This window comes from Actinomycetospora sp. NBC_00405, assembly GCF_036044095.1.
Classification (GTDB): Bacteria; Actinomycetota; Actinomycetes; order Mycobacteriales; family Pseudonocardiaceae; genus Actinomycetospora; species Actinomycetospora callitridis.
The window spans coordinates 1,689,791-1,701,968 of sequence record NZ_CP107938.1; the positions used below are offsets into that span (position 1 = coordinate 1,689,791).

Below are 12,178 nucleotides of genomic sequence, written 5' to 3' on the forward strand. Positions count from 1 at the left end.
GCGCCTCAGCGCCCGGACGACCCCGTGAGGACGCGGCGGGTCAGCGGGTGGAGCAGGCGGTCCAGCACCGAGCTGAGGAAGAGCAGCAGGATGGGCCAGTAGCCCAGCTGCGGCGCCACCAGGGTCACGACGAAGACCACCACCAGCGCCAGCGTGGTGCCGCCGAACGACATGGCGCGCAGACCGGCGCGCTCGGCAGGCCCCAGGGTGCGGCCGATCAGGACCGTCATCCACGACAGCAGGGCGCTCGAGACGAGCAGCGTGGCGACGTAGAAGCGCAGGGTGAACGGGTCCTCCGAGTACGCGCCGACCATCTCCGTCGGGAACGGCAGCACGACGATCGTCAGCAGCCACGCGAGGTTCCACTGGACCAGCGCGCGGCTCGCGGTCCTGGCCCGGCCGAACAGCCGGTGGTGCGCGGCCCAGAAGCGCCCGATGACGACGAAGCTCAGCAGGAAGCTCCCGATCGGCGCGACGTTCTCGCGCAGCACCTCCAGGCCCGTGGCCTCGGGTCCGGCCGTCTCGGGCACCAGCTCGGCGAGCGGCAGCACGAGCAGCGTGAGCGCGATCGCCACGACCCCGTCGCTGAAGGCCAGCAGCCGCTCGGGGCCGAGCCGGTCCGGGTCGACGTCCGGGTCGACGTCGGGGACCGGCTCGGGATCGGTCACCGCAGGTCCTCGACGTGCTGGGTCTCGTTGATCGAGCTCACGCGCCGGGCCCCCGAGCGCGAGACCAGCACCCGGGACACCGAGGTGTGGTGCAGCGGGAACGTCAGCGGGCGCTCCAGTCCGAGGATCACCGCGAGGTAGGTGTTGATCACGCCCGCGTGGCAGACGACGACGGCGCTGGCCCGCGGGTCCTGGCGGGCGGCGATCGTGTCGAGGGCGGCGACCACGCGCGACGTGAAGGCCGGCCCGTCGACGAACGACGGGTAGACGCCGGCCCGGATGGCCTTCCAGTCCTCGTCGTCCGGGTCGCGCTCGTGCACCGGGCGGTAGGTGGGCCGGCCGCGATCGAACTCGCAGAGGTCCTCGACGGCCGGCGGCTCCGGGACCCCGAGCAGGCGCACCGCCGGGTCCGCGGTCTCGCGGGACCGGCGCATCGTCGAGGTCACGATCTCGGTGACGTCGTCGCGCTCGGGCGTCGCGGCGAGCCACGCGGCGAACCGCTCGGCCTGCCGGCGGCCCCGGGCGGACAGGCCGGGGTCGGCGCCGACCACCTCGTCCGGCCCGCCCGGCTCGACGGTCGCCGCGAGCGGCTCGCCGTGGCGGACCAGCACCAGCTGCGTCACGCCTCGGGCACGGCGGATCCGTGACCGGCGGCGCGGAGCCCGGCGCGGATCGACTCCGCGGCCCGGTCCATCTCGCCCTGGTCGGGGTCGCTGTCGGCCCGGCTGAAGTCGAACGCCTCGAGGCCCCAGGCCGGATGCACGTGGACGTGCAGGTGCGGGACCTCGAAGCCCGCGACCATCAGCGCCACGCGCGGCGGCGACCAGGTGTCGCGGATCACGGAGCCGACGGCGCGCGCGACCGTCATGACGTGCTCGAGCAGGCCGTCCGGGGCGTCGAGCCACTGGTCGACCTCCTCCCGCGGCACCACCAGCACGTGTCCGGGCCCCAGGGGGTTGATCGAGAGGAAGGCGACCACGCGGTCGTCCGACCAGACGAAACGCCCCGGCAGCTCGCCGTTGATGATCTTCGTGAAGACGGTGGCCACGCCGGGGATCGTAACGACGCGCCCACGCTCCCGGTCGGCGCCGTCGGGAGGGCACCGTATTCTCGATCTGCGCATCGGGCACCCGTCCAGCGTCTCCCCCCGCTCACCCCGTACTCCCCGGAGGAAGCCCTGATGCAGCCCTGGCCCGGCACGTCCTACCCCCTGGGCGCGACCTACGACGGGGCCGGCACCAATTTCGCGCTCTTCAGCGAGGTCGCCGAGCACGTCACGCTGTGTCTCTTCGACGAGACCGGCGAGGAGATCCGGGTGTCCCTGCCGGAGCGGGACGGGTTCGTCTGGCACGGCTACCTGCCCGGCATCGTCCCCGGGCAGCGCTACGGCTACCGCGTCGAGGGCCCGTACGACCCGGAGCAGGGGCAGCGCTGCAACAGCCACAAGCTGCTCATCGACCCGTACGCCAAGGCCCTCGACGGCACGCTCGGCACCACGTACGCGTGGGACGAGGCGCTCTTCTCGTACCACTTCGACGACCCCGACGAGGTCAACCACGACGACTCGGCGCACCACGTGCCCAAGTCCGTGGTGATCAACCCGTTCTTCGACTGGCACGAGGACCGTCCCCCGCGCACCCCGTACCACGACACCGTGATCTACGAGGCGCACGTCAAGGGGCTCACGTACCTCCACCCGGACGTCCCCGAGGAGATGCGGGGCACGTACTCCGGCGTGGCCCACCCGGCGACGATCGCCCACCTCCAGCGCCTCGGCATCACGGCGATCGAGCTCATGCCGGTGCACCAGTTCATCCACGACGACGCGCTGATCCAGCGCGAGCTGCGCAACTACTGGGGCTACAACACTGTCGCCTTCCTGGCCCCGCACTACGGCTACGCGACGCCGTCGGCCACCGGGCGCCCGGCGCCGGGCGCGCACGTCCAGGAGTTCAAGGCGATGGTGCGCGACCTGCACGCCGCGGGCATCGAGGTGATCCTCGACGTCGTCTACAACCACACCGCGGAGGGCAACCACCAGGGCCCGACGCTGTCGATGCGCGGCATCGACAACCAGGCCTACTACCGCCTCGTCGAGGACGACGAGCGGTACTACATGGACTACACGGGCACCGGCAACTCGCTCAACGTCCGGCACCCGCACACGCTGCAGCTGATCATGGACTCGCTGCGCTACTGGGTCACCGAGATGCACGTCGACGGCTTCCGCTTCGACCTCGCGTCCACCCTCGCCCGCGAGTTCTACGACGTCGACCGGCTCTCGACGTTCTTCGACCTCGTCCAGCAGGACCCGGTGATCTCGCAGGTCAAGCTCATCGCCGAGCCCTGGGACGTCGGTCCCGGCGGCTACCAGGTGGGCAACTTCCCGCCCGGCTGGACCGAGTGGAACGGCAAGTACCGCGACACCGTCCGCGACTTCTGGCGCGGGACGCCGGGCACCATGGGCGAGTTCGCGGCCCGGCTCACCGGTTCGTCGGACCTCTACCAGGACGACGGGCGCCGGCCGTACGCGTCGATCAACTTCGTCACCGCGCACGACGGCTTCACCCTCAACGACCTCGTCTCCTACAACGACAAGCACAACGAGGCCAACGGCGAGGACGGCCAGGACGGCGCCGACGACAACAACTCCTGGAACCACGGCGTCGAGGGCCCCACCGACGACGAGGCGATCCGCGAGCTCCGGCAGCGTCAGCGCCGCAACTTCCTGGCCACGCTGTTCCTGTCCCAGGGCGTGCCGATGGTGCTGCACGGCGACGAGATCGGGCGCACCCAGTACGGCAACAACAACGGGTACTGCCAGGACTCCGAGATCTCCTGGATGGAGTGGTCGCCGGAGAAGTCCGACTCCGAGCTGATGGACTTCACCGGCCGGGTCTCCGAGCTGCGCGCCTCCCACCCGGTGTTCCGGCGCCGGCGCTTCTTCAACGGGCGCACGATCCGCCCGGTCGCCGGCGACGCCCAGGCCCAGCGTGACATCGCCTGGTACACCTCGTCGGGCGAGGAGATGACCGACCAGGACTGGGAGTCCAGCGAGGCGGCCGTGCTCACGGTGTTCCTCAACGGGGACGGCATCCTCGAGAGCGAGGCCCGCGGCCAGCGTGTCATCGACGACTCGTTCATGCTGATCTTCAACGCCCACTACGAGGACGTCGACGTCACGCTCCCCGGCGAGGGCTTCCCGCACCGCTGGGCCGTCGTGCTCGATACCACGAGCGGCGAGGTCGTCGTCGGCACCGCCCGCACGATCCAGACCCGGGCGGCCCCGAGCCTGCCCGAGGACCTCCCCGAGCACATCGGGGGCGACGTCCTCGCGGTCACCGCGCGTTCGATGCTGCTGCTGCAGCGCACCGATCTGACGGAGCAGTCGTGAGCATCCCGGCGTCCACCTACCGGCTGCAGCTCTCCCCCGCGCAGGACTTCGCAGCCGCCCGCGGGCTCGTCGACTACCTCGAGTCCCTCGGCGTCGGGGCCCTGTACTGCTCACCGATCCTGCAGTCCGCGCCGGGATCGATGCACGGGTACGACGTCGTCGACCCGACGCGGGCCAACGACCAGCTGGGCGGTGAGTCCGGGCGGCGCGACCTCGTCGCCACCCTGCGGGCCGCGGGGCTGGGCGTGCTGGTCGACCTCGTGCCCAACCACATGGGCGTCGCGGTCCCCGAGGCCAACCCGTCGTGGTGGTCGCTGCTGCGCGACGGGCCCGACTCGGAGTACGCGTCCTGGTACGACGCCGACCTCTCGCAACCACTCCTGATCCCCGTGCTCGGGTCGCCCGAGGACGTCTCCGCGCTGGAGCTGGTCGACGGCGAGCTGCGGTACTACGAGCACCGGTATCCGGTGGCGCCCGGCACCGGGGACGGCACGCCGCAGGAGGTGCACGAGCGCCAGCACTACCGGCTCGTGCACTGGCGGCGCGGCAACGCCGAGCTCACCTACCGGCGTTTCTTCGACGTCTCCGACCTCGCCGCGGTCCGCGTCGACGACCCCGCGGTCTTCGACGCCACCCACGCCGAGGTGCTGCGCTGGCGCGCCGCGGGCCAGCTCGACGGCCTGCGCATCGACCACCCCGACGGCCTCTCCGCGCCCGGCGCCTACCTGCGTCGGCTCCGCGCCGCCCTGGATTCAAGGGGGCACGCCGAGAGGGAGGCGTGGTTGCTCGTCGAGAAGATCCTCGGTCCGGACGAGACGCTGCCCCTGTCCTGGCCCGCCGACGGCACCACGGGCTACGAGGCGCTGCGCGAGATCGGCGGCCTGTTCGTCGACCCGCGCGGCGAGGCGCTCGTCGACGCCGTCACCGCCGAGCACACGGGCGTCCGCGAGGGCCTCTCCCCCACCGAGCACGCGGCGCGACGGCTGGTCACCGACGAGATCCTCGTCGCCGAGGTGCGGCGCATCGCCGCCCTGGTGCCCGGCGACGACGACCCCGAGAAGGTGCGCGACGCCGTCGCGGAGCTCCTGTGCTCGTTCCCGGTCTACCGCTCCTACCTGCCCGAGGGACGGGCGTCGCTGGACCGCGCGGTCGACACCGCGGCGACGGCACGCCCGGAGCTCGCCGGGATCGTCCGCACGATCCACGCCGGCATGCTCGCCGAGCCCGACGGCGCGCTGACGCGTCGCATCGAGCAGACCAGCGGGATGGTCACCGCCAAGGGCGTCGAGGACACCACGTTCTACCGCTGGAACCGGTTCGTCGCGCTCAACGAGGTCGGCGGGGCCCCCGATCGCTTCGGCGTCGCGGCCACCGAGTTCCACGCCCGCGCCGCGGCCCGGGACGCCGCGACCCCGGCGACCATGACGACGCTCTCCACGCACGACACCAAGCGCTCCGAGGACGTCCGCGCGCGGCTCGCCGTGCTCAGCGAGCTCACCGCCGAGTGGGGCGCCTTCCTGCGCACCGCCTCGGCGCGCCACCCCCTCCCCTCCCCGTCGCTGGAGCTGCTCGCCTGGCAGTCGGTGCTCGGGGCGTGGCCGATCACCGAGGAGCGCCTCGCGGGCTACCTCACGAAGGCCTCGAAGGAGGCCAAGCTCGTCACCGCGCACGTCGACGCCGTGCCCGAGGTCGACGAGGCGATCGCGGCCTGGCCCGGGCAGGTGCTCGGCGACCCCGAGGCCGTCGCGGAGATCGAGGCGTTCGTCGCCGCGATCGGCGCACATGGGCGGTCGAACGCGCTGGGCCAGAAGCTCCTGCAGCTCGCCGGGCCCGGTGTCCCCGACGTCTATCAGGGCACCGAGCTCTTCGAGTACTCGCTCGTCGACCCCGACAACCGGCGTCCCGTCGACTTCGACCTGCGTCGTCGGCTGCTCGAGCGGCTCGACGGCGGCTGGATGCCGTCGCTCGACGGCGGGGACGAGGCAGACCCGGACGAGCTCGCAGCGGTGAAGCTCGCGGTCACCTCCGCGGCGCTGCGCCTGCGGCGCTTCCGCCCCGAGCTGTTCACCGGCTACGCGCCGCTGCCCGCCTCCGGGCCGGCCGCGTCGCACGCCGTCGCGTTCGCCCGCGGGGGCCCGGCCGGTCGCGAGCGCCTCGTGGCCGTCGCCACCCGTCTCCCGGCGGGCCTGGGGGCGTCCGGTGGCTGGCGCGACACCGTCCTGCCCCTGCCCGCCGCCGCGGACGACTGGACCGACGTCGTCACCGGCCGGCCCGTCGACGGGTCCGCGCCCGCCCTGGGCGCGCTCCTGGACCGGTTCCCGGTCGCGCTGCTGGTCCGTCCGGCCTGACCTGCGTCCGAGAGGTCAGCCGGCCCTCTGGTCGATGTCGATCTCCGCTCTGACCGTGGGGCCGGCTGATCACGGGGCCGGCTGATCACGGGGTCGGGGATCAGCGGCGTCGGGGTCTCGGAGGCAGGGCCACGGTCGGGGCCTCCGGACCGCCGAGCGTGTCGGTCCGCGCCTCGTCCTCGGCGGGCGACTCGGGGGTCGGTGAGGGTGCCGTCCGGGGGACGACGCGCAACTCCCGCACCACGGGCTGGGCGCCGGTGGCGTGGTCGGCCGCGCGCCGGGCCTCGGCGGGGTCGGTGCGACCGCGGTCGGCGAGCGGGACGTCGGCGGCGGCGCGGCGCCGCGAGGCCCGCCGGTAGAGCAGGCCGGCGACGACCAGCGCGCTCGCCAGCAGCGGGACGACGAGGGTCCACCAGGTGCCGCCCCGGAACGACGCGTTGACCACCGCGTGGGCGACGGCCACCGGGAAGCAGACGTACGAGGTCCAGTGCACGACGAGCCACGCGCGCTTGGACAGGTAGCGGCGCAGCGAGCTCGAGATCACGACGGCGAGCAGCAGGTCCAGCGCGACCGCCCCGAGCCCCACCGGCCAGGGGTTGAACGACGCCGTGCCCGGGACCACGACGTGGAACCAGCGCAGCGGCAGGTACGGCGTCACGAGCACGGCGACGACGTGCAGCGCGACGAACACCACGGTGATCAGCGCGAGGTTCCGGTGCAGCGCCACGAGCACGAAGCGCGGCACGGCCTTCGCGGTGGCCCTGCTCATCGAGGCGTTGTGCAGCGCGCCGAGCGCGAGCACCACGCCCATGAGCAGGAGGGAGACGAGCCCGAGGGCCCGCGAGACGTTCCAGAGCTCGATCACCGGTGGGCGCTCAGCGGTACTCGGCGGTGGTGACCCGCGGGACGTCGGCGGCGGTGGAGGACGCCGAGATCCCGGCGTGCAGGCCGACCACCAGCATGGCGGCGGCGACCGTGATCCAGGCCGTCAGCTCGACGATCGTGCGCTTGTTCTGCTCGTGCTGTGCGACCTTCGCGCTCCGGCCACCCGACGCCACCTGCCACCTCCCGCCTCGACTCCCTCCAGGATGACCGATTGCGGAGTGTGGTCGGGGAGGAGGCCGGTCAGCCGACGGGTGTCGGGACCCAGCTCCGGAGCACCTCGAGACCCAGGATCTCGGGTCGCCCGGCCGGCTCCGGCCCGAGCACGCGCGCGAGCGCGGGGCCGAGCCGTTCGGACAGGAAGCTCTCGGCGTGCTCCCGCGAGGTCCACAGCGTGACGACCCGCAGGTCCCCGTTCTCGGTGCGTCCGCACCACCGACCCTCCATCCCCGCGGGCGTGCCGGCCTCGGCGGTGACCGCGTCGAACTGCTCGACGGTCCGCAGCGGTGGGGTCGCGATCAGCATCCAGGACATGGGTCCTCCTCGTCTCCGACGGCCCGGGTCGGCCGCGCGGACGACGCTAGGGACGCCGGGCGCCCGGGACATCCGGTGAACCACGGAGCCCGCTACGGACCCCGGTCACGCACCACGCGGGCGGCCACACCGCTGCGGGACGGGACACCGAGCTTGGCGAGGACGTGCTGCACGTGGCTCTCGACCGTCCGCTCGGAGACGACGAGCCTGCGCGCGATCTGGCGGTTCGTCAGGCCCTCTGAGACCAGGGCGGCCACCTCCGCCTCCCGCGGGCTCAGGTCGTGCCGCCGCGCCGGCCGGAGGCGGTCGGCCAGCGCCGTCGTGCGGTCGACCCAGGCGGCCATGCCGAGGTCCCGGGCGAGCCGGTCCGCGTCCCGCGCGGCCACGACGGCGCGGTCGTGGTCGCCCGCCGCGCCGCGTCCGTGCAGCGCGAGCGCGAGGTGGTACTGCGCCTCGGCGGCGAACCCCGCCGCCCCGGCGCGGTCGGCCGCCTCCACCGCGGTGTGGAGGTCCTCGACCGCATCGTCGAACCGCCCGAGGTCCAGGGCACCGCGGCCGAGGGTCAGCTCGACGGGCCCGAGGAAGAACACCCCGGTGCCCGCGACGAAACCGCCACGCCACCGCTCGAGGCCCTCGAGCAGGACGGCCAGGTCGTCGTCCAGGCCGAGCTCCCCACAGAGCGCCGCCGCGGAGGCGTGCATCGGCACGACGAAGAAGACGGGCAGCGACCAGGTGGCGAACGCCCCCGCCCGCCGGTAGGAGGCCGCGGCCTCGTCCCGCCGACCGGCCGCCAGGAGGAGGCTCGCCCGCGTGATCCGCATCTGGGTCCGGAAGCGCGGCGGCGGGTCGAAGTCCTGGTCCAGGAAGCGCTGGGCCTCCGGACGCACGCCCACGTGGCGGGCCAGGGCGACCTGGAGCCCGAAGAACGCGCCGCTCGCGGGCGCCGGCTCCACGGGCCGCATCCGCGCGAACCCCCGGGCGGCGGCGGCCGCCGCGTCCTCGAAGCGACCCTGCGCCTGCGCGACGCACGCGCCGACCCGGTGGAGGTGCCAGGCCGGGACGGGCCCGCCGACCCGGTCGACGACGCCCCCCAGCACCGGGAGCTCGTCGGCGGCCGCGCGCAGCCGCCCGCTCTCGACGAGGGTGTCGATCCTCCACAGCTCGCCCCACATGGCGGTGCGGGCGCTCCCGGTGCGTCGGCCCAGCGCGATCATCTCGGTGGCGAGCTCCGCACGCTCGTCCCGCCCGGCCGGTCCGGGACAGGCCTCGTGGCGCGCGCGCAGCGCCGCCGCCAGCGCGCCGTCGTCGCCGGTGGCCCGGGCCAGCGTGAGCGACGCGGTGCTGAGCCGGCCGACGCGGTCCTGGTCGCCGTCGTAGAACGCGAGCTGGCTGCGTCGCGCGAGGAGGCGGGCGCGGAGCGAGCCCCCGGGGATGTCCGCCAGCGCCTCCTCCGTGAGCTGCTCCGCGACGGCGTCGACGGCCGGGTCCGGGACCGCGTCGAGGACGAGTGCGGCCTCGGCCAGCAGGTCCGGACGCCCGGCGGCCCGGGCCGCGGTCGCGGCCGCCTCGACGGCGACCACCGCGGTGCCCAGGTCGCCGGCGGCCTGGGCCGCCCGCCCGAGCGCGGCCCGGAGCTCGCTGCGCGCGGCCTCCGACGGGCCCGGTGCGATCGCGAGCGCGGCCTCGTAGAGCCGGGCGCCCTCCTCGGGCGCGAGGCGTGCGACGGCGTCGTCGGCCGCCCGCACCGTCCAGGCGCGGGCGCGGTCGGCCTCGCCGTGGGGCGCCAGCTCGCGCCAGTGCCGGGCGATGTCCGCGAGGTGCTCGGCGAGATCACCGGCGTGCCGGGCCTCGGTGGCCTCGGCGACCGCACGGTGCCGGGCCAGCCGCTCACCGGTGGTCAGCGAGGCCTCGACGGCGTCGCGGGTCAGGGCGTGGACGAACCGGTACTCGCCGGGCCCGACCTCGTCGACCAGCCCGTGCGCCCGCACCTCGTCGAGCCACGGGAGGCACGCCGCCACCGGCTCGTCGAGCGCGGCGGCGAGGAGCGGGAGCGTGAAGTCCCGACCGGCGACCGCCGCGGTCTGCACGAGGCGCCTGCCGTCGGGCCCGAGGCGGTCGAGACGGGCGGCGACGACGTCGAGCACGGTGCGCGGAGGCCGGTCGGCGCGCCAGGACCCGTCGGCGATCGCCCGCGCGATCTCGCGGACGAACAGTGGGTTCCCGCCCGTGACGTCGAGGACGGTGCGAGCGGTGGCGTCGTCGGTCGCGTCGTCGGTGCCGGCGCCGAGCTGGGTGCGGACCTCGTCGAGGTCGAACCCGCGCAGGTCGAGCCGCTCGGCGCCCGGGGCGCCGGCGAGGTCCGGCAGCATCCGTGGCAGCAGGCTGCCCGGGTCGGCGTCCCGGTAGGCGGCGACCAGCAGCACGCGGGCCCCGGTCACCGCCGTCGCGGCGTGGCGCAGGACGTCCAGGGAGGCCTCGTCACTGCGGTGGATGTCGTCGACGACGACCACGAGCCCGTCGGGTTCCCCGGCCGCGCGCAGGGCGGCGACGACGTCCTCGACGACCCGGAAGCGGTCCTCGGGCGACGGCGCGTCACCCGCCAGCACCTCGACGTCCGCATCGGTGCTGCGCAGCACCTGGCGCCACGGCCAGAACGCGGGCGCCCCCGTCGCCTCCGCGCAGCGCGCCCAGGCGACGGCCGTGCCGCGGGCGAGGGCCCGGCCCGCGAGCTCCTGGGCCAGCCGGGTCTTGCCGATCCCCGGCTCGCCCGCGCAGAGCACGAGACGCCCCGAGCCGGCGCGCGCCGCGTCGAGCCAGCCCTCCAGGAGCTCCAGCTCCCGGGCCCGACCCACCAGCGCACCGCTCGCGGCGCCCATCGTCAGCCGCCGGGCACGGAGGCCGACGTGACCTGGTGCGACATCGTCGGTGCTCCCCCCGGTGGGTCCTCCGCCCCAGTGTCGCGCCGGGGCGGAGGTCGCACCAGGAGGCCGTCCTCAGCCGAGCAGCGAGGCGTCGGCGGGCGAGAGCCGGTCGGTGATCGTGTTCTTCTGGTGCCAGTAGGGGTAGAGCAGCGGCGTCGCGCTGACCTCGTCGAGGCGGGCGACCTCGTGGTCGGTCAGGGCGAGCTCGGCGGCGGCGAGGTTGTCGGCCAGCTGCTCCTCGGTGCGCGCGCCGACGACCAGTGAGGTGACGGCCGGCTTGCGCAGCAACCAGGCGTTGGCCACCTGCGCGACCGAGACCCCGTGGGCGTCGCCGATCTCGGCGGCCACCTCGATGATGTCGTAGAGGCGCTCGCGGTCGTGCACCGGCGGCTCGGACCACTCGCCGAGGTGGCGCGAGGTCTCGGGGTCGTCCTGGCCTCGGCGGAACTTGCCCGAGAGCAGGCCGCCGGCGATCGGGCTCCACACGAGGATGCCGAGGCCCTGGTCGATCGAGACGGGGACCAGCTCGTTCTCGGCCTCGCGGGCCTGCAGCGTGTAGTGGATCTGCTGCGAGACGAAGCGCTGGAACTCGCCGCGCTCTGAGACCCCGAGCGCCTTCATGATGTGCCAGGCCGAGTAGTTCGAGCAGCCGATGTAGCGGATCTTGCCCTTGCTCACGAGGGTGTCCAGCGCCTCGAGGGTCTCCTCGAGCGGGGTCACGCCGTCCCAGCCGTGGAGCTGGAAGAGGTCGATGTGCTGCACGTCGAGGCGGCGCAGGCTGTTCTCGACGCTGGCCACGATGTGCTGGCGCGAGGCGCCGCCCTCGTTGGGGCCGTCACCCATCGGGAAGCGGCACTTGGTGGCGATCAGCAGATCGTCGCGGTGGTTCTTCGTGGCCTGACCGACGATCTCCTCGGACACGCCCGCCGAGTACATGTCGGCGGTGTCGACGAGGTTGACGCCGTGGTCGACGCACAGGTCGATCTGGCGCGTGGCGCCCTCGACGTCGGTGGCACCGAGCTTCTCGAAGCCCCCCTTGCCGCCGAAGGTCATCGTGCCCATGGTCATCGTCGAGACCTTCAGTCCCGACCGTCCGAGCGTGCGGTACTCCATGCTTCTCGGTTGCCCCCGCCCGCGCCGCCGGGAACGTGACACGCGCGAAGGTGCCCCTCGCCCGCTCTACGCGGGCGAAGGGCACCTTCGGCGGGAACGGGGAGACGCTCAGCCGCGGGTCGTGAGGTCGGGACGCACGGCCAGCAGCACCCCGAGCACGCCGTAGCCGACGACGACGTGGCCGCCGGCGACGACCGAGCCGACCGTCGGGCCGAGCACCGCCGTCGCGGGCAGCGCCACGAAGATCCAGTCGGCGATCTTCACGAAGCTCCACGACGCCGACCGCGCGGAGGCCATCGTCCGGGCCCGCGAGGCGGG

General features: G+C 74.1%; 11 protein-coding genes. 2 read left to right on the forward strand and 9 right to left on the reverse strand.

What is annotated here, in order from left to right; all coding sequences use genetic code 11:
• Positions 1-5: 5 nt before the first annotated feature.
• Genes OG774_RS08355 through OG774_RS08365 form a run of 3 tightly spaced genes read right to left on the reverse strand, consistent with a single transcriptional unit; the run spans position 6 to position 1,716 of the window.
• Entirely contained in the window at positions 6-668 is a 663-nt protein-coding gene (locus OG774_RS08355) for a TMEM175 family protein (protein WP_328308446.1), read from the reverse strand.
• Positions 665-1,291, reverse strand: a complete 627-nt coding sequence (locus OG774_RS08360) for a histidine phosphatase family protein (RefSeq protein WP_328308448.1) — start codon at positions 1,289-1,291, stop codon at positions 665-667. The genes OG774_RS08355 and OG774_RS08360 overlap by 4 nt, the downstream gene beginning before the upstream one ends.
• On the reverse strand, positions 1,288-1,716 hold the full coding sequence (locus OG774_RS08365; protein ID WP_328308450.1) for an HIT family protein: 429 nt from the start codon (positions 1,714-1,716) through the stop codon (positions 1,288-1,290). Before OG774_RS08365 ends, OG774_RS08360 begins: the two co-directional genes overlap by 4 nt.
• A 132-nt stretch (positions 1,717-1,848) precedes the next feature.
• Here OG774_RS08365 and glgX point away from each other — a divergent pair, with 132 nt between their 5' ends.
• Together glgX and treY are read left to right on the forward strand one after the other, a co-directional pair.
• Positions 1,849-4,062 (forward strand): glycogen debranching protein GlgX, encoded by a 2,214-nt coding sequence (gene glgX / locus OG774_RS08370; RefSeq protein ID WP_328308452.1) that lies wholly within the window; start codon positions 1,849-1,851, stop codon positions 4,060-4,062.
• Positions 4,059-6,410: a malto-oligosyltrehalose synthase gene (treY, locus tag OG774_RS08375; protein ID WP_328308454.1), complete on the forward strand. Its 2,352-nt coding sequence runs from the start codon at positions 4,059-4,061 to the stop codon at positions 6,408-6,410. The genes glgX and treY overlap by 4 nt, the downstream gene beginning before the upstream one ends.
• 100 nt (positions 6,411-6,510) lie before the next feature.
• Here treY and OG774_RS08380 read toward each other — a convergent pair whose 3' ends face one another.
• The 6 genes from OG774_RS08380 to OG774_RS08405 all read right to left on the reverse strand — a co-directional run bounded on the left by OG774_RS08380 (position 6,511) and on the right by OG774_RS08405 (position 12,124).
• Positions 6,511-7,275, reverse strand: a complete 765-nt coding sequence (locus OG774_RS08380) for a ferric reductase-like transmembrane domain-containing protein (protein WP_328308456.1) — start codon at positions 7,273-7,275, stop codon at positions 6,511-6,513.
• Positions 7,276-7,285: 10 nt separating this feature from the next.
• Entirely contained in the window at positions 7,286-7,468 is a 183-nt protein-coding gene (locus tag OG774_RS08385) for a hypothetical protein (RefSeq protein ID WP_274197156.1), read from the reverse strand.
• Positions 7,469-7,535: 67 nt separating this feature from the next.
• Entirely contained in the window at positions 7,536-7,826 is a 291-nt protein-coding gene (locus OG774_RS08390; RefSeq protein ID WP_328308459.1) for a hypothetical protein, read from the reverse strand.
• A gap of 92 nt (positions 7,827-7,918) precedes the next feature.
• On the reverse strand, positions 7,919-10,702 hold the full coding sequence (locus tag OG774_RS08395; RefSeq protein ID WP_328308461.1) for an ATP-binding protein: 2,784 nt from the start codon (positions 10,700-10,702) through the stop codon (positions 7,919-7,921).
• Positions 10,703-10,819: 117 nt separating this feature from the next.
• Entirely contained in the window at positions 10,820-11,815 is a 996-nt protein-coding gene (locus OG774_RS08400; protein ID WP_328308463.1) for an aldo/keto reductase, read from the reverse strand.
• Positions 11,816-11,968: 153 nt separating this feature from the next.
• Positions 11,969-12,124, reverse strand: coding sequence for a hypothetical protein (locus OG774_RS08405; RefSeq protein WP_328308465.1), 156 nt, complete (start codon positions 12,122-12,124; stop codon positions 11,969-11,971).
• Positions 12,125-12,178 lie beyond the last annotated feature (54 nt).

Bases quoted from the DNA above. Each gene is read 5' to 3' on its own strand.
- OG774_RS08400 (WP_328308463.1), bottom strand. From the start codon at position 11,815: ATGACCATGGGCACGATGACCTTCGGCGGCAAGGGGGGCTTCGAGAAG.
- OG774_RS08390 (WP_328308459.1), bottom strand. From the start codon at position 7,826: ATGTCCTGGATGCTGATCGCGACCCCACCGCTGCGGACCGTCGAGCAG.
- OG774_RS08395 (WP_328308461.1), bottom strand. From the start codon at position 10,702: ATGGGCGCCGCGAGCGGTGCGCTGGTGGGTCGGGCCCGGGAGCTGGAG.
- glgX (WP_328308452.1), top strand. From the start codon at position 1,849: ATGCAGCCCTGGCCCGGCACGTCCTACCCCCTGGGCGCGACCTACGAC.